Here is a 17286-nt window from a genome sequence, read left to right as displayed (position 1 = left end):
CGCTTTGGTCAGGACGGCGGGTTTTCGGCCTCAAAGCCCAGCGTCTTCGGGTCCAGATCGTAATGGGCGCCACAGAACTGGCAATCGGCGGTCACCCGGCCGTCCTCTGTGGTCATCGTCTCCAGATCCTTGGCCGAGTAGATCGACAGGCTGTTGCGCACCCGCTCTTCCGAGCAGGTACAGCCAAACTGCACCGCCTGCGCATCATAGACGCGCGGCTGTTCCTCGTGGAACAGTCGGACCAGAAGATCGGTCGGCGAGACCGTTGGGCCGATCAGTTCCAGATCCTCAACCGTGGCCAGCAGCATATTGACCCGGTTCCAGTTTTCCGCGGTCTCTTCCGGGATCAGATCCGCCGCATTGAGGATATCCCCGGTGCCCTGCAGTTCTGCCGCAAAGGGCGACGCCTTGGGCATGTGTTGCAGCATCATGCCACCCGCGCGCCAGCGTTCGGAGACGCCCGGTTCGGAAGATTTCCCAAAGCTGAGGCTGAACCGCGTGGGCAGCTGCTCGGACTGGGCGAAATAGGCCTCGGCGCAGGCCGAAAGCGAGCCGCCCGCCAGCGGTGTGATCCCCTGATAGGGCTGCATATCGTGGCCCTGGTCGATCATGATGGCAAAATACCCCTCGCCCACCTGATCAAAGGGCAGGCCGGGCTCCAGCCGGGAGGGATCATAGCTGGCATAGGCGCGGATCCGGGCCGGATCGCCCTCTTTCTCTGGTGCGTAGTAATCGGTGGCGATCATCCGCACGGCGGCGCCCTTGGACTGCACCTGCAGCGACAGTTTCCAGCGCAGTTTGATGGTCTGGCCGATCAGAGCGGTCAGCAGGGCCATTTCGGCCACCAGCGCCTCCACCTGGGGCGGATAGTCGTGCTGTTTCAGAATACCATCCAGAACGCCGTCAAGACGCGCGACGCGGCCGCGCATGTCCGAGGCATCAAGCTGGAAGGGCAGGACCGTATCGTCCCACGCGATTTTCGAACCAAGTGTCATGGGGTTTCCTTACACGCCGGAGGTTGGCATATCGAGCCTATATAGGGTTTTGCCATTCGGAGTGAAGGGGGCGCATGTGATCAGACGTTTTGGAAAGCCGCCCGAAGCGGGGCGAAGCTACAGGCTGCGGCCCGGAATCTATGCGCTGCTTCCGCGCGACGGGCAATTGCTGCTGACCTGCCAGATGGATCCGGGGCCGGACATCCAGCTGCCCGGAGGCGGCATTGACCCCGGCGAATCGCCCCTGCCCGCGCTGCATCGGGAGGTTTATGAGGAAACCGGATGGAGTATCGCCGCGCCACGTCGCCTTGGTGCGTTCCGGCGGTTCGTCTTCATGCCGGAATACGATCTCTGGGCGGAGAAACTCTGCCATATCTATATGGCCCGGCCCCTGCGCCGCTTGGGCCCTCCGCTGGAGCCCGGCCACGAGGCGCTGTGGATGCCCGCTGATGAAGCCGTAACGCACCTCGGCAACCCCGGGGATCGCCATTTTGCCGCCCGGTTCTGCCCGTAGGGAAAATGGGGACCGTCCACCACACAACATAGCCCCGGGGGCACTCCCGCGCGTGACTTGAACGGCCCACTGGGCCTTCGGTCCCCCTTGGGCATGGCAGCGCGCAAGCGCGCTGCGGTGGGATTCCATAGGGTTGGTTGTGTTTATGAGTGGCGTTAGAAGCATGACCGCTGCACGCCCTGGCGTGCAGCCCGGCCCAACAAGAGCCGATGATCGTTGATCATCAGGCGATTGGCGGGAGAGCCCTGCCGAGGCGATGCCGGTGCAGGGATGCGGTCCGGATTACGGTCCTTCGTATTCGAACAGGGTGGCGGAAACGTCATCCTCCAGCCCGTGCTCTGGCGATAGGATCTGGGTCAGGTTCCAGTAGAGATCGTCCAGGAATTCCTTGCCGGACTGGCTGCTGTCGCATTTGCGGATCAGTTCGAGCAGCCCCTCGGCCTCCAGCATCTCACCGGATTCCAGGCGCGCTTCGGTAAAACCATCGGAGTAGAGCAGCAGCCGGTCGCCCTTTTCCATCACCAGCTCTTCCTGGCTGTAGCCGATATCCGGCACCAGACCGACGGGGACCCCGCCTTTGCCGATGAATTCAGCGGTTCCGTCCTTGCGCAGCAGCAAGGGGTGCGGATGCCCGGCCTGCACCATCTTCAGTACGCCACTGCGCAGATCGACTATGCAATAGGCCATGGTGAAGTATTCTTCGATGCCGGTATCCGCGATCAGGCGGGCGTTCAGCATGCTGGCCACCTCTTCCGGCTGCCGCAGCGCATAGAATCGGTTGAACCGCTTTTCCATGCCGACGTTCTGGTCGAAATAGGTCGAAGACAGGTAGCCACCCAGTCGTGCGGTCATCATCGCCGAGGTGATACCGTGGCCCGATACATCGATGGAATAGAAGCCGATTCGGTTGACGCCCGGACAAAACATGCCCACCAAATCGCCACCGATATGGCCACAAGGCTTCAAAAGCAGGCTGACGGTCGAGGAGCCAAACGACTTGGACAGCTCCGGCACCAGTGATTCCTGAATCTTGCGCGCCTGAATCAGATCTTTGTCGATCGCATCATAAACCCGCTGCAGCTCACCCAGGGTTTCCGAGACGATCCGGTTCTTCTCGGACAGCTCACGCTGCATCCGCAGGATCCGTTCTCCGGCCGAAATCCGCGCCCGCAGCTCATCCGAGCTGACCGGTTTGGTGAGGAAATCATCAGCCCCTGCATCCAGGCCTTCGGCGACTTCGTTCTTTTCGCTCTTGGAGGTTAGAAGAATAAAATAGCTATATTTATCAGTGCCCTGAGCCCGGAATTCACGGCAGAACTCGATACCGTTCATGCCAGGCATCATCCAGTCACTGAGGATAAGATCCGGCGGATCGTTCCGGCAGATTTCCATCGCCTGTTCGCCGCCCTCGGCTTCCAGAACGTCAAAACCCCATTTCTTCAGAGACGCGACAAGAATCCGGCGCTGCAGCCGACTATCATCGACAACCAGCACACGGTTGATCGATCCGCTCATAGCGTCTTCCTCATGGTCCACGGGACTGTCTGGCAGCAACTAACGACACCTCAATACACTAGCAAGGAATTTGCCCACAATAGCGGGCATTATCCAGCCAGTTCTTTAACAGGTTATGAAGCGGAAAGATTGAACTCACCACCTGCTTTCACTTTAAATTTACCCGTGGGACGTTATGAAATACTTACCGGGAAACAAGAAGCAGGACTTGGATTATGATTAACTGGCCTCGCGTCAAGGAACTTCGCCAGGAAGTAGGGGAAGAGGACTTCGATGAGGTTGTGGAGCTCTTCCTGGAGGAGGTAGAGGGCGTCATCAGCAAACTTCGCACTGGAGATCGCGGCGCCTTGGAGCAAGACCTTCATTTCCTCAAAGGCAGCGCAATGAATCTGGGTTTTGATGCCTTCTCTGACCTCTGTCTTGCCGGGGAGCGCCAGTCGGCAAGCGGCGCCGCCGGATCGGTCGATCTGGACGCGGTGATCTCTGCCTATGAGAATTCCAAGACGCAGTTTCTGGCAGAACTGCCCAACCTGAGTTGATCGACTGCCGACCTCAGCTACCGGTCTGAGCGTACCCCCTCTGCCTGAGAAGAACCTTTCAGATCAGAAACTGCGCCAGCGTTTCGTCATTGGTGATATCGGTATAGGTCATGCCTGCCTCATCAAGGCGGGCAAAAAGCGCGGCAAAATTCTCCGGGCGCTTGGTTTCGATCCCGATCAGAACCGAGCCAAAGTTGCGCGCCGACTTCTTCAGGTACTCAAACCGCGCAATATCATCCTCGGGGCCAAGGATGTTGAGGAACTCCTTCAGCGCGCCGGGCCGTTGCGGCAGACGCAGCAGGAAGTATTTCTTGATGCCCGAATAGCGCAGGGCACGTTCCTTGACCTCTGGCAGACGTTCGAAATCGAAATTCCCGCCCGAGGTGACACACACGACGCTTTTACCGCGAATCCAGGAGCGCACATCGTTCAGCGCCTCGACCGACAGCGCGCCAGCGGGTTCCAGCACGATGCCTTCGACATTCAGCATCTCGATGATGGTGGTGCAGATCCGGTCTTCGGAAATGGCGATCACATCCGGCAGCGGGATGTGTTTCAGAAGGTCAAAGGGCTGCGCGCCGATGGTGCCCACCGCGGCGCCATCGACAAAGGTATCAACCTTGTCCAGCGCCACCGGATGCCCCGCCGTCAGCGCCGCGCGCAGGCAGGCCCCGCCTGTGGGTTCGGCAAAGAGGCAATGCACCGCATCGCCAAAAAAGGTCGCAACGCCCGAGGACATGCCACCCCCGCCCACCGGCAAAATCACATGGTCGGGGATCCCGCCAAGCTGCTCTTCGATTTCCACCGCGATCGACGCCTGACCTTCGATCACATCGCTGTCGTCAAAGGGCGACAGGAAATGCCCACCCTCCCGCGCGCACCACTCTTGTGCAGCAGACAGCGTGTCGTCGAAATAGTCGCCGATCAGGTGGACCTCGATATTGTCACCGCCGAACATGCGGGTCTTCTGGATCTTCTGCTGCGGCGTTGTCACCGGCATGAAGATCACCCCGCGCTTGCCCAGATGCTTGCACATGAAGGCAACGCCCTGCGCGTGGTTGCCGGCCGAGGCGCAGACAAAGAGATCCTGATCGGGCTGCTTGCGCATGGCGTTGAGCGCGCCGCGAATCTTGTAGGAGCGGACCGGGCTCAGATCCTCACGCTTGAGGTAGATATCCGCCCCGAACCATTCGGAAAGGTGAACATTGCGCTGCAAAGGCGTTGCGGGAAACACCTCGCGCATGGCCGCCTCGGCGGCGCGGGCGGCATCTTTAAACCGGGTCTGAAAATCGCTCATACCCTTTCAGTGGCGCAAGCCCGCCCCCAAGGCAAGGGGCAGGCGCACAGCATGCAAAAGAATACCGGTGAGCGGGTCGTCGTCAGATCGGGCGACCCTGCACGTAATGGCCATAAAGGGTGGTCAGGATACTCACATTAACCAGCGTCATCACCAACGCCGCGCCAAGCGAGAAGATGAAGCCAAGCGGCGCAAAGACCATCATCGAGGCCCCGACGATGAACTGCAGCAACAACTGCACGAGGATCAGAACCACGAACAGCATGATCGCCGTTCCCGCCGTCCCGCGCGTCGCCTGTAGGGACTGACTCATGCTGAGCCGTTCGCCGATGGCCGCCGCCGGCAACATGGGCAACAGCCGGAACAGAAAAACGCCCACAAAAACAAAGGCCGCAATGGCCAGGATCATCGCGATAACGGGCGGAAAGACCGCAGCAGACATCATCACGACCATTCCGATGACAACAGCGGAAACAAGCCCCATCACAAGCGCAAGGATCAGAGACACACCGATGTAGGCCAGGATGCGCCCGCCACGAAAAGGCGGGATCCAGCCTTGGGGATATTCCTCAAGCAACACGAAACGGTGCCAGTTCACAAACACCCAGAGCTCCAGGATGATGAAAACCACGGCAGCCAGAAACAGCGGACCGGCAAGAGCAGGATCCACGGTCGGAACGCCGTTTGCGTCCATATGCATGGCTTCTGACATCAGCCCACCAAGGAAGGCCACAAACAGCACAACTCCGATCAAAACGGGCACAAGAGCGATGCGGAGGGCGTCGCGCCAGTTGCGCAGCACCATGTTGAGGGAATGCGAAAAAATCTTCCAACTGATCACGGGAAATGTCTCCTGAAAAACAACTTTCCTTTCTTCTTGCACGTATTGCGCGCAGCAAGACAAGGAAAACCCGGCGAACCTTGCCCTTCTCTGCAAAACCCGCTACCCCGCAAACGTTCTGATCAAGAGGAAAACCCATGTCCGCGCCCAAAAAAGTTGTGCTGGCCTACTCTGGCGGCCTTGATACGTCGATCATCCTGAAATGGCTGCAGACCGAATATGGCTGCGAGGTGGTGACCTTTACCGCCGATCTGGGCCAGGGCGAAGAGCTGGAGCCCGCCCGCAAGAAGGCCGAGATGCTGGGCATCAAGCCGGAAAACATCTACATCGAAGACGTCCGCGAAGAGTTCGTGAAAGACTTCGTCTTCCCGATGTTCCGTGGCAACGCGCTCTATGAGGGCGAGTACCTGCTGGGCACCTCGATTGCGCGCCCGCTGATCTCCAAGCGTCTGGTTGAAATCGCCGCTGAAACCGGCGCCGATGCCGTGGCCCACGGCGCCACCGGCAAGGGCAACGACCAGGTGCGGTTCGAACTGGCGGCCTATGCGCTGAACCCCGACATCAAGGTGATCGCGCCGTGGCGGGAATGGGACCTGACCTCGCGCACGCGCCTCTTGGAATTCGCCGAAAAGAACCAGATCCCGATCGCCAAGGACAAGCGCGGCGAAGCGCCTTTCTCGGTCGATGCGAACCTGCTGCACACCTCTTCCGAGGGCAAAGTGCTGGAAGATCCCGCCGAGCAGGCCCCCGATTACGTCTACCAGCGCACCGTGAACCCCGAGGATGCACCGGATACGCCGGAAATCATCACCATCGGTTTCGAGCAGGGCGATGCGGTTTCGATCAACGGCGAGGCGATGAGCCCGGCCACCATCCTGACCGCGCTGAACGACTATGGCCGCAAGCATGGCATTGGTCGTCTGGATTTCGTGGAAAACCGCTTTGTCGGCATGAAATCCCGCGGCATCTACGAAACCCCCGGCGGTACCATCCTGCTGCAGGCGCACCGTGGCATCGAGCAGATCACCCTCGACAGTGGCGCAGGCCACCTGAAGGATTCGATCATGCCCCGCTATGCCGAGCTGATCTACAACGGTTTCTGGTACAGCCCCGAGCGTGAAATGCTGCAGGCCCTGATCGACAAGAGCCAAGAACACGTCACCGGTACCGTGACCCTGAAACTCTACAAAGGATCGGTCTTTGTGGTGGCGCGTGACTCTGAACATTCGCTCTATTCCGAGGCCCACGTGACCTTTGAAGAAGACGCCGGCGCCTACAATCAGGAAGACGCGGCAGGCTTTATCCAGCTGAACGCCCTGCGCCTGAAACTGCTGGCCGCACGCGACCGTCGGCTGAAAAAATGAGTGACGACTACGACATAGACGGCGATTTCGAGGACGATTTCGAAGAAGAGCTGGAAATGTTCGTCGAAGCCCAGGACACGGTCTGGTCCGATGTCCTGAGCGAACTTTCTGCGGGCAAAAAGACGAGCCACTGGATGTGGTTCGTCTTCCCGCAACTGGCCGAGCTTGGCAAATCCCACATGGCGCAGCTTTACGGGATCGAGGATCTGGCCGAGGCCAAGGCCTATCTGGGTCACGAGGTCCTCAGCGCCCGTCTGGTCGAGGTGTCCCGCCTGATGCTGTCGCACGCAGATCAGGATGCCGCCGAGATCCTGGGCAAGGTCGACGCCAAGAAACTGCGCTCTTCCATGACACTGTTTGCTGCCGTGCCGGATGCACCGGGCGAATTCAAACAGGTCCTTGATGAATTTTACAGCGGCAGCCCCTGCCCGCTGACGATCGAGGCACTGGCAAGCGCCTGAGGCCCACCTCCCCCTTGGTCATGCTTGCCCAGCGCGCACCCCTTGCCTAACCCGAAGATCAGGCAAGAGGAGATCCCAGATGGCCCTTCACGACATCGCCGCCGGAATCCAGTCCGGCCTGTCCGGCAAAAGCTTTGACGGTTCGCTGAAATTCGACTGCGGCGAGGACGGTGTGATCGTTCTGGCCGATGGCACCGCAACCACTGAAGACAGCGACACCGACTGCACCCTGCGCCTGTCCGAGGATAATCTGAAAAAGCTGCTGACCGGCAAGCTAAACCCAATGACCGCCGTGATGATGGGCAAGATCAAGATCACCGGCGACATGGGCGTGGCGATGAAACTGGGCAAGCTGATCGGCTGACCAGCCTGCCCGTGAAGCGGCCTTAGATCTTCACCGCCTTCAACTGCTCGTAATAGGGCATCGCCTCCTCCAGCACCGGTTGCAGGTGTTCGGGCACCTCGGGCAGATCGCCTTCGGGACCGGCAAAACCGGTAGAGGTCCAGACCGCGCCATACCAGACCTCGGCCCAGACGCCATCATCCTTATGGCCGCCCTTGGGCCAGCTCAGCATCTTGGGCGAATAGGCAAGGCCGATGGCATCGCACATCTGTTCCAGCTTGACTGCAGGGTCCTGGCGGATGTCATAGCTGTCCACAACCACCGGCGTCTGCCCCCAGCTACGGCAAAGCTCATAGAGTTCAGCCTGCTGACGAAAGCCGATATCGTCCAGGTTAGGGTTCTCGCGTTTCGCCGCATAAGAGGCGATGACCCGCGCCGGATGGCGAATGAGGAACACATTGGTCACCTCCCTCATCCAGTCGCGCGGCATGCCGGGGATCATATGCTGACTCATATGCTTTTGATAATAAACCGGTTTCGCGGCCGGAATATCTCCGATCAGCATATCGGCCACCACTTTTGGATCCTGGCTCTGGCTGTCCATGATCTCTTCGCGCATGGGATGGTCGAGGCCGGTCATCTTCAGATAGGCGGCGTAAAAGGGCTCATCGACCACCGCGCAATCGCCACGGTTGCCAAAGGAATACATCATCGCCGTCGACAGGTTCCGCGGCCCCGACCACATTGCAATCCGCATCAGGCGCACTCCTGCTCGATCAGACCCTTGTAGAGCGCCCTGATCCGTTTGGTCACCGGACCCATTTCGCCCGTGCCGATCTGGCGTCCGTCGATATCGCCCACCGGGGTCTGCGCCCCGAAGGTGCCAGTCAGAAACGCCTCATCGGCGCCATAGGTATCGACCAGCGAATAGTTCCGCTCAAACACCGGGATATCATTGGCGCGACACAGGTCGATCACCTTTTGCCGGGTGATGCCGTTCATGCAGTAATCCCCGGTCGAGGTCCAAACCTCGCCACCGCGTACGATGAAGAAGTTGCAGGCGTTGGTGGTGTTCACAAAGCCATTCACATCCAGCATCAGCCCTTCGTCCGCGCCCGCCTTTTCGGCGGCGATGCAGGCGAGGATACAGTTGAGTTTGGAATGGGAATTCAGCTTGGGGTCCTGGCTCATCGGCAGGCCGCGAATATGGGGCACGGTCGCGAGCCGGATCGGGCGCGGCAGATGCGGGCGGGAATGCTCCATGATGATGACCATGGTCGGCCCCTGCTGCGACAGGCTGGGGTGCTGGAAGGGCCGCGTTTTCGGGCCGCGCGTCACCATCAGCCGGGCATGGGCATCCGTGGTCATGCCGTTGGCCTTTTGCGTATCCAGCACCGCCTGTTTTACACCCTCCGGGCTCAGGCCTATGTCCAGATCGATGGCCTTTGCTGCCTCGAACAGACGGTTCAGGTGTTCGTCGATGAAGGCCCAGGTGCCGTTGTAAAGGCGCAGCCCCTCCCAAACGCCGTCACCCAGCATGAAACCGCTGTCATAGACGCTGACGGTGGCTTCGGCCTTGGGCACGATCTTCCCGTTCAGATAGATGAGGATCTCTTCGTTGCGCTGATCTTCTTCAGCCTGATGGGTACTCATTTTTTCAGTCATAGGACCCTCCTTTTGCGGCACGCTAGCCAGATTGGATCCAATTTCCAAGCGATAACTTGTGCTCACCAGTGCGTGACATTTGATGACATGGGTTGAGCGCAGGCGCGCCCGGCGGCAGGGTTTCAAAAAACGGAGGCGATGATGAAGACATTGCATCACATCAAACAGGTTTCCCTGGCCATCCTGATCCTGGCTGCGGGCCTGTTGCGCGGATATGAAGCCCATGCGGCCGAGCAGGAAACGCTGACCGTAGCGGGCGGCTGTTTCTGGTGCGTCGAGAGCGATTTTGAATCGGTTCCCGGCGTCTCCGAGGCCGTTTCTGGCTACACCGGCGGCACCACCAAGAACCCCACCTACAAGGAGGTCGGCCGTGGCGGCACCGGTCATTACGAGGCGGTGCAAATCACCTTTGACCCGGCCAAGGTAAGTCGCGCGCATCTGCTGGATCTGTTTTTTCGCTCCGTCGATCCCACCGATCCGGGCGGCCAATTCTGCGATCGCGGCGAAAGCTACCGTACCGCCGTTTTCGTGTCCTCCGACGCGGAAAAAACAACCGCAGACCAGGCAAAGGCCAAGGCGCAGGCAGAGCTGGGGCAGACCATCGTCACGCCAGTCCTGCCAGCCGGTCCCTTTTACCGGGCCGAGGATTACCATCAGGATTATTACAAGGGCGACAATCTGGTCTTTACCCGCTTTGGCCCCAAGAGACAGTCCAGCGCCTATAAACGCTACCGTGAGGCCTGCGGCCGTGATGCCCGTGTGCGGCAGCTGTGGGGGGATGCAGCGCCCTTTGCCAACGCTCACTAGGCGAAACACCACTGACCCAAACCCTATTGGACCAGTTCCCGCACGCTAAGGCGCATTGCCCGCCTGCCTGAGGGCAAGATCGCGCGCGGTGTTTATTAAATTTCTCTCTATAAAACGACCGAAAATCACGGTGGTTTTGCGTTTTGCCGGGCAGGTACTGAGATTCATTTAACCCGTCTCGCGCAGTCTGACTGTTACTTGTTTTTAGGAGGTAACAGTCGCATGCGGAGTGTCCGTCCCATCCGTGCCAGATCAGCGATGAATGTTCTGGCTGCACTGTTGTTGCTAGGGACGCCTGTCAGCGCGGATGTCATTGACCTGCGCGCTGACGCCTGGTGTCCATTCAACTGCGATCCGGCCAGCGACCAGCCGGGGTATATGGTGGAAGTGGCACAAGAGGCGCTGGCGCTTTTTGGGCACGAGGTACGTTATACGTCGATGACCTGGAGCCGCAGCCTGTCGCAGGCTCTCAGCGGCGACATTACCGGTGTCATCGGCACCGATCAGGAAGAATCACCTGATCTGATCCTTGGCCCGCCCATGGGCAACTATCAGGAGGCTGTCGTGTTCCGCGCCGGGGAAGCCCGGTCAATCGCGACCGCTGAAGATCTGGAAGGTATCCGGATCGGGGCGATCCTGGACTATGAGTACAACACCGTGATCGCCGCCTATGTTGCAGAGAACGCCAGAAACCCCGAGCGGGTTCAGATGATCGGCGGCGATGATGCCCTGAAGCGAAATCTGCAAAAGCTGAAGGCCGGGCGGATCGACATGGCAATCGATGAACGTTCGGTTGTGACCTACATGATCGATCAGCTGGAATTGCAGGACGATCTGCAAGTCGCGAACTATGGCGAGGCGACCGAGCTTCACATCGGTTTCTCCCCGGCGCTGGAGGCATCTGCACTTTATGCGCAGCAGCTGACAGAAGGGGTAGCGCAGCTCAAGGCATCTGGGCGCTACGGTGAGATCCTGAAACGCTATGGACTGACTGAGTAATTCTGCCATGAATGTTGTCGGCCCCAAAACCCTTCGCACCCGCATTCTGTTGGGCGTCCTGATCCCAGTTTTTCTAATCCTGGCGGCAGGTCTGACCTACGAATCCTATGATCACAGAGCGCATCTGATAGAGCGTCAGCACCAGCAAGGGGACATGGTCGCCCGATTGACGGCAACGACCGTGACGCAGGCTCTGTGGGATTTCGACATTGTCCAGGTGGAACAATCGCTGCAACAGATCGTGGCCCTTGGCCAGGTCGCAAGTGTTGAAATTATTGGTCTGGCTGGCGAGCAGATCGCGGCCGCTACCGCACCGGGGTTCACCCCGAGTGAAGGGGATTTCATCACCACACATGTGATCGAGTATGTGCTGGGTGACCAACACGAAGAGCTGGGAGAATTACGGCTGACTCTCCCAGTGGAACACGTCACTGGTCCCTTGATGGACACGACGGTTCAGCATGCTGCGGTCTCGGTACTTATCTTTGCTCTGCTGGCCGTCAGCGTGTTTCTTGTCCTGACGCGGATTTCGCAGCCGCTGACCAAGATCGGCACAGCGATCGACGATATTTACAATGGTCGGTTTGACACGGTGGTTCCCTATCAGTCCCGTACCGATGAGATCGGCATGCTGGCACAGACGCTGGAGCAAATTCGCCGCAATGAGGTCGAAATGGCGGACCTGCGCGCCCACACGACCGAAGCAAGCAGGCGGGAAAGAAAACGGATCTACCGCGCCCTGAAATCCACCCGCGATGGCGTGATCCTGACGGATGAAACGGGTCACGTGGTGTTCTCCAACGCCAATGCCAGCATCTTCTTTGCCGATGCGCGGGACGGGGAAAAACTAAACTTCCGCTCCTGGCTGCCGCAGGACGTGGCCGAACAGATCGAAGAACGCGTCGCCGCCAATCAGGATTTTGCCGCCGAGGCAAGCGTCACCCATTTCAACAGCGGTGAAGAGCTGAACCTGTTGGTGCGGGGCGGTCCGATCCGGGACGAAGAGGGCCTGTACCTGGGCACACTGCTGCTGGCCACCGATCACAGCGATCAGGCACGTCAGGCCGCGCGCGTCAAATTCATGGCGGAACATGACAGCCTGACCGGCCTGCCGAACCGGCGCCTGCTAGAGCACACCCTCGGCAACTGGCTCAATCAGGGGGAACAGGTTTCAATCCTGCTGGCGGATCTGGATCATTTCAAGATGATCAACGACACGCTTGGCCATCCCACCGGTGACGCCCTGCTAAAGGTCGTGGGTGAAAAATTCCTGGGCAACTGCGGGAAAAACGCCTTGGCAGCGCGGCTTGGCGGCGACGAGTTTGCGATCCTCGTCAAAGGCGCCGCAAGCGAGGAACGCCTGAACAGCATTGCCAACTCGCTGGTCTATGATCTGTCGAAACCGCTAACCATCGACGGCAACGTCCTGCACACCGGCATGAGTGCGGGCATCGCAACCCTGTCTGGTTCTGAGGCCGGATCCACCGATGGCATCCGCTGCGCTGATCTGGCGCTGTATGAGGCGAAAAAGGGCGGCCGTGGCCGGGTCGAGATTTTCCACAAGGATCTGGAAACCGTCATCAAACGCAAAACCCTTCTGGAGCGGGAATTGCGCGGCGCCCTCAACGAAGGCAGCATCCGCCCTGTCTTTCAGGTCCAGACCGACCTCAAGACAGGTCAGATCATCGGATTTGAAACCCTTGCACGCTGGCATCACCGTCATCTGGGCAGCATCTCTCCGGCGGAATTCATCCCTGTCGCCGAAGACAGCGGGCTGATCCGCGAGCTAACCTACCAGATCATGACCCATGCCTTCCGCGCCGCGGCCCGCTGGCATGACATGGGCTGGACCGGCCGGGTGGCGGTCAATCTCTCACCCAAGCTGTTTGGCTCGCAGGTCGATGAATTCGTCAATGACTGCCTGTATGAAACCGGCTGCCCCGCCAGCGCGGTCGAGGCCGAAATCACCGAAACAGTGGTTCTGTCGAGCGGCCAGTCTGCGCTGAAAGAGATCGAAGCCCTGCAACGGCTGGGCGTGACCGTGGCGCTTGACGATTTTGGCATGGGCTACTCCTCGCTCAGCTACCTGCAGAAATTCCCGGTGAACAAGATCAAGGTCGACGCGGCCTTTGTCTCCAAACTGCCTGATTCCGCCGAAACCCGGGCCATCGTCGTGGCCATCGCGGAACTGGGGCATGCCCTTGGCATGCATGTCACCGGCGAAGGCGCTGAGACCGAAGTGCACCGGCAGCTGCTTCGGGAATGCAAGGTCGACTATCTGCAAGGCTATTTTGATGGCCCGCCCATGGCCGAACGTGCTGCGACCGCTCGTCTCTTCCCTGGCGCCGGTCTGCACCTACAAATGTCCAACTGACAAGCGCGCACCAAAATCCGCAGCAAAACCCCGGTCACGGGTTGGTTATTCCTGTCTCAATCTCACTGGCGCTGCCGCAGCCCGGCACGCCGGTTCTGGTATTGCTTTGACGCGGCGCAGGCTTTTGACCAGCCATCAGACCCCTCCCGACCTCGATTTGGCTGATTTTCTTGCGGAAAACGTTGCCTGAAGCAAAAAAACCGGTATCACCTGCCGAACCGATTTCGCCACGCCATCATCGCCACAAAGGAGCCCCGCGTTTTGAAACCTGCTGCACCGGACCAGAGGCTGGACAGCACAGGCGCGCCCACTGCCGACTCTGCCCGGGCTGCCGTGGTGGATCTGCAGGCGGTGCATGTGATCGCAGGCGAAAAGACGCTGTTGCAGGACATCTCATTTCGCGCCGATGAAGCGCGGGTTGGAATCGTCGGGCGCAATGGATCAGGAAAAACCACTCTGTCGCGCGTCCTGGCCGGCTTGATCGCGCCAGATCAGGGAGAGGCCCGGGTCGACGGCATCGACCTGTCGCGCGACCGCAAGGCGGCGCTGGAGCTGGTCGGCGTGCTGTTTCAGAACCCAGACCGGCAGATCATTTTCCCCACGGTGGAAGAAGAGATCGGTTTCGGGCTGCGCCAGATGGGTCTGAGCAAATTCGACACCGCCGCAGAGGTGGCGCAAACCCTGGCCCGTTTCGGAAAATCGCAATGGGCAAAGGCGCCGACACATCTTCTGTCGCAGGGGCAAAAACAACTGCTGTGCCTGATGGCTATTCTCGCCATGAAACCGCGAATCATCCTGCTGGATGAACCCTTTACCGGGCTGGATATCCCAACCCGCATTCAGTTGCAGCGCGCGCTGGATCAGGCCGAAGCACAGCTTTTCCACGTCTCGCACGATCCGCAGCACCTTGAACACTATGACCGGATCCTGTGGATTGAGGGCGGCAGGCTGCGCGCCGACGGACCGGCCGCAGACGTCCTGCCGGAATTCACCAGACAGATGACCAAATGGGGGGCAAGCGATGATCTCTCTGACCTCGCCAGTTGAAACCTGGGCGCACCGTTGGCCCGCGGGGCTAAAGCTGGCCATCCTCTGCGCCACCACGGTGGTTCTGTTCTCCCTGAAAACACCAGCGGCGCAGGGTGGCGCGCTGGCGCTGACGCTGGGTCTCTATCTCAGCGCCGGACCCGTCTTTGCGCGCAGCGGCGTGCGGAGCCTGCGCATTCTCTGGCCCTTCTTTGTGGTCATCGCGCTGTGGCATCTGATCGAAGGCACCCCGGCAACCGGGCTGACCATCGCGCTGCGGCTGACCACCGCAGTGGCACTGGCGAATTTTGTCACCATGACCACCCGGCTCACTGATATGGTCGGGGTTGCCGCATGGCTGCTGACGCCGTTTCGCCGGATTGGCCTCAGCACCCGGGCGCTTGAAACCGCAATCGCGCTGGTGATCCGCTTTGGCCCGTTGCTGACACACCGCGGCGCGGATTTGGCCGAGGCCTGGCGCGCAAGATCACCGCGCCGCCCGTCGTGGCGTATTGCCCTGCCGATGACCATTCTGGCGCTGGATGACGCCGACCACGTTGCCGAAGCGCTGAAGGCGCGCGGCGGCGTTCAATAATCTTAGGCCCGGCTGCGCAGCGGGGCATGCACAAGGATCGAAATCACATGGAACGTTCTATCGCCTATATCGCTCTTTTTGCGGCGCTGATCGCCGCATTGGGGCTGATCCCGCAGATCACCCTTGCCTTTGGCGTGCCCGTTTCGGCCCAGAGCCTCGGTATCATGCTCTGCGGCACGGTACTGGGCGCCCGGCGCGGATTTCTGGCCGTCCTCCTGTTCCTGCTTCTTGTCGCCCTTGGCCTGCCCCTGCTGTCCGGCGGGCGCGGTGGGCTCAGCGTCTTTTCCTCGCCCACCGCTGGCTTCCTTGTTGGCTTCCCGATTGCGGCCTTTGTCACCGGCCTGATCATGGAGCGGATGCGGGGTATTCCGCTGGTGGCTACAGCCATCATCGCCGCAATGCTTGGCGGGATCGTCGTCCTCTATCTGTTTGGTGTGGCCGGCATGGCCATCACCCTCGACAAGTCCTTTCCCGACGCTGCAGCCCTGGTCCTGATCTTCATTCCGGGCGACATCCTGAAGGCCGTGGTTGCCGGGCTGCTGACCGCCGGACTGGCGCGGGCGCGCCCCGGCAGCCTGCTATCGCGCAACAGCTAAGTTCCGACCCAAAGCCTCGGACACTCTGACATACACCGCAACGGAGCAGGCCCCATGCCTGCTCCGTTGATCAGATCGCCACGCCAGTCTAATGCCCTTCGGCGCCTTAGTCCTCTTAGACCTCCTCACCGCCGCAAAATTCATGCGCAAGATTGATAATCAGCCATTTGAACAGAGGCTTGGGCAGGATATCGATCATCCCCCATTCGGTGCCACGCTGGAATTTCTCCAGGTTGGCGCAATCTGACATCCCAATGATCGCAGGGCCCGCCGAACCACCCCCAAGCGCGGCAATCTTCCGGGAAATCTCCCCCACCAGATTGCCAGCGGGAAACCGGATATCCATCAGCACCAGACCATACGCCGACCGCCGGGCCGCGCAGCGCCGAAACGCCTCATGAGGATCCGCGCACAGCTCAAAAGGCACGCCCGCTTCGCGCAGGAATTCCTCCAGACGAAGGCGCACCCAGGGATCATCGTCAACGGCCAGGACCGACAGCGCCGGGATGGCGCGGGTTTCAATGGTTTCGGATCTCAAAGCAGACATAACAACACCCTCCCAAAGGCCGGGTTTCTACCCACAAACGTACCAACACCCCCAGATCCTGTCTGGGATCAGCTGCGATCTGGAAATGCGGATTTGCGACGCAAGGAAGACACGCTGAGAATCCGTATTCAGATTCAGCCCAACAATTCACATCCGGCGGAATGCGACATGTTGCACCCGCCCAGGTTGTTAACCTTAACACACCCCAAGACGATAAAACATACAAGTCGCCTAAAATTAACGACCAATTTTCCAAATATGCGAAAATCAGCCCGATGAGATAAAGCCAAATCTTAGGGAACACATCAAATCCCTAAAACGATTTCCACTATAAATCAATTGATTAGAGCAAATAATCAGAACGAAAAACAACACCCGCGAAAAAAATACCGTCAAACCTGAGGTGGGCATAATTTTGCTCAACTCAAAGCCATAAGCGCATATCACCGTAAATAGAATGAAAGGGCTGTAACGGTCCCAATAATTTTTGCAACCGAAACTGAAACCAACCCAGAAACCCTGCCCACCTGTCGGTGAGAAGAATATCGGCGCGTGACGCTTTCACTGCCTCAGTCACGAATCGCCGTCCATCTTCGACGGAACGCCCAGACCCCAACGGGGTGCCCTGAGGATCTGTGTTGGCCCGCCTTCACAGTGGTCGAATCCGGTTCCGGAAACTGACCCTCGGGGTGGTTTTATTGCTTGTAAAGCGTTGCGGTGTTAAGTGCGTGGCCAAGTTGAGGCTGAGCCAGAATGGAGTTGCCAATGGGCACGGATTACATCGTCAAAGACATCGCATTGGCCGGGT

18 protein-coding genes are annotated in these 17286 nt (G+C 59.4%); 11 read left to right on the top strand and 7 right to left on the bottom strand.

Going from position 1 to position 17286, the window contains the following annotated elements; translation table 11 throughout:
• Positions 1 to 8: 8 nt before the first annotated feature.
• A complete protein-coding gene (hslO, locus tag SM764_RS04520; RefSeq protein WP_274829333.1) occupies positions 9 to 995 on the bottom strand; it encodes an Hsp33 family molecular chaperone HslO in 987 nt (328 codons plus the stop codon).
• Positions 996 to 1071: 76 nt separating this feature from the next.
• On the opposite strand from hslO, the gene SM764_RS04515 reads away from it, so the two are divergent.
• Positions 1072 to 1509 (top strand): NUDIX hydrolase, encoded by a 438-nt coding sequence (locus SM764_RS04515; protein WP_368948584.1) that lies wholly within the window; start codon positions 1072 to 1074, stop codon positions 1507 to 1509.
• A gap of 282 nt (positions 1510 to 1791) precedes the next feature.
• Here the strand turns inward: SM764_RS04515 and SM764_RS04510 are convergent, their stop codons facing one another.
• Positions 1792 to 3024, bottom strand: a complete 1233-nt coding sequence (locus tag SM764_RS04510) for a PP2C family protein-serine/threonine phosphatase (RefSeq protein ID WP_370570785.1) — start codon at positions 3022 to 3024, stop codon at positions 1792 to 1794.
• A gap of 215 nt (positions 3025 to 3239) precedes the next feature.
• On the opposite strand from SM764_RS04510, the gene SM764_RS04505 reads away from it, so the two are divergent.
• Positions 3240 to 3563, top strand: coding sequence for an Hpt domain-containing protein (locus SM764_RS04505; RefSeq protein WP_368948585.1), 324 nt, complete (start codon positions 3240 to 3242; stop codon positions 3561 to 3563).
• A gap of 58 nt (positions 3564 to 3621) precedes the next feature.
• Here SM764_RS04505 and ilvA read toward each other — a convergent pair whose 3' ends face one another.
• Both ilvA and SM764_RS04495 read right to left on the bottom strand, forming a co-directional pair.
• Positions 3622 to 4860: a threonine ammonia-lyase IlvA gene (gene ilvA, locus SM764_RS04500; RefSeq protein WP_369001151.1), complete on the bottom strand. Its 1239-nt coding sequence runs from the start codon at positions 4858 to 4860 to the stop codon at positions 3622 to 3624.
• Between the two features lie 82 nt (positions 4861 to 4942).
• Positions 4943 to 5701 carry a hypothetical protein gene (locus tag SM764_RS04495; RefSeq protein ID WP_274831729.1) on the bottom strand — a complete coding sequence of 253 codons (759 nt, stop codon included), beginning with the start codon at positions 5699 to 5701 and terminating at the stop codon, positions 4943 to 4945.
• Between the two features lie 137 nt (positions 5702 to 5838).
• Here SM764_RS04495 and SM764_RS04490 point away from each other — a divergent pair, with 137 nt between their 5' ends.
• From SM764_RS04490 to SM764_RS04480, 3 genes are all read left to right on the top strand, one after another.
• The gene (locus SM764_RS04490) at positions 5839 to 7065 is read left to right on the top strand and encodes an argininosuccinate synthase (protein WP_274831730.1); all 1227 of its coding nucleotides are present in this window, start codon (positions 5839 to 5841) and stop codon (positions 7063 to 7065) included.
• A complete protein-coding gene (locus SM764_RS04485) occupies positions 7062 to 7526 on the top strand; it encodes a DUF1810 domain-containing protein (RefSeq protein ID WP_274831731.1) in 465 nt (154 codons plus the stop codon). The genes SM764_RS04490 and SM764_RS04485 overlap by 4 nt, the downstream gene beginning before the upstream one ends.
• Before the next feature lie 79 nt (positions 7527 to 7605).
• The gene (locus SM764_RS04480; RefSeq protein ID WP_274829328.1) at positions 7606 to 7890 is read left to right on the top strand and encodes an SCP2 sterol-binding domain-containing protein; all 285 of its coding nucleotides are present in this window, start codon (positions 7606 to 7608) and stop codon (positions 7888 to 7890) included.
• Positions 7891 to 7912: 22 nt separating this feature from the next.
• Here the strand turns inward: SM764_RS04480 and SM764_RS04475 are convergent, their stop codons facing one another.
• Positions 7913 to 8626, bottom strand: coding sequence for a sulfotransferase-like domain-containing protein (locus tag SM764_RS04475; protein WP_369001150.1), 714 nt, complete (start codon positions 8624 to 8626; stop codon positions 7913 to 7915).
• Positions 8626 to 9534, bottom strand: a complete 909-nt coding sequence (locus SM764_RS04470; RefSeq protein WP_369001149.1) for a D-amino acid aminotransferase — start codon at positions 9532 to 9534, stop codon at positions 8626 to 8628. Before SM764_RS04470 ends, SM764_RS04475 begins: the two co-directional genes overlap by 1 nt.
• Positions 9535 to 9675: 141 nt before the next feature.
• Here SM764_RS04470 and msrA point away from each other — a divergent pair, with 141 nt between their 5' ends.
• From msrA to SM764_RS04440, 6 genes are all read left to right on the top strand, one after another.
• Positions 9676 to 10341, top strand: coding sequence for a peptide-methionine (S)-S-oxide reductase MsrA (gene msrA / locus SM764_RS04465; protein WP_065273652.1), 666 nt, complete (start codon positions 9676 to 9678; stop codon positions 10339 to 10341).
• Between the two features lie 222 nt (positions 10342 to 10563).
• Positions 10564 to 11340, top strand: a complete 777-nt coding sequence (locus SM764_RS04460) for a substrate-binding periplasmic protein (protein ID WP_369001148.1) — start codon at positions 10564 to 10566, stop codon at positions 11338 to 11340.
• Positions 11341 to 11347: 7 nt separating this feature from the next.
• The gene (locus SM764_RS04455; RefSeq protein WP_369001147.1) at positions 11348 to 13714 is read left to right on the top strand and encodes a putative bifunctional diguanylate cyclase/phosphodiesterase; all 2367 of its coding nucleotides are present in this window, start codon (positions 11348 to 11350) and stop codon (positions 13712 to 13714) included.
• A 261-nt stretch (positions 13715 to 13975) separates the two neighbouring features.
• Entirely contained in the window at positions 13976 to 14761 is a 786-nt protein-coding gene (locus SM764_RS04450; protein WP_369001146.1) for an energy-coupling factor ABC transporter ATP-binding protein, read from the top strand.
• Complete coding sequence (locus SM764_RS04445) at positions 14736 to 15335, top strand: energy-coupling factor transporter transmembrane component T family protein (protein WP_369001145.1); 600 nt, start codon at positions 14736 to 14738, stop codon at positions 15333 to 15335. Before SM764_RS04450 ends, SM764_RS04445 begins: the two co-directional genes overlap by 26 nt.
• A 47-nt stretch (positions 15336 to 15382) precedes the next feature.
• Positions 15383 to 15931: a biotin transporter BioY gene (locus SM764_RS04440; protein ID WP_274868741.1), complete on the top strand. Its 549-nt coding sequence runs from the start codon at positions 15383 to 15385 to the stop codon at positions 15929 to 15931.
• Positions 15932 to 16046: 115 nt separating this feature from the next.
• Here SM764_RS04440 and SM764_RS04435 read toward each other — a convergent pair whose 3' ends face one another.
• Positions 16047 to 16478 (bottom strand): response regulator, encoded by a 432-nt coding sequence (locus SM764_RS04435; protein ID WP_369001144.1) that lies wholly within the window; start codon positions 16476 to 16478, stop codon positions 16047 to 16049.
• Between the last annotated feature and the right edge of the window lie 808 nt (positions 16479 to 17286).

The sequence above is a fragment of the Pseudophaeobacter sp. 1A16562 genome (assembly GCF_041008785.1).
Classification (GTDB): domain Bacteria; phylum Pseudomonadota; class Alphaproteobacteria; order Rhodobacterales; family Rhodobacteraceae; genus Phycobacter; species Phycobacter gallaeciensis_A.
The sequence above is the reverse complement of the archived record's forward strand: the minus strand, read 5'-3'. Positions and strand labels throughout refer to the sequence as shown.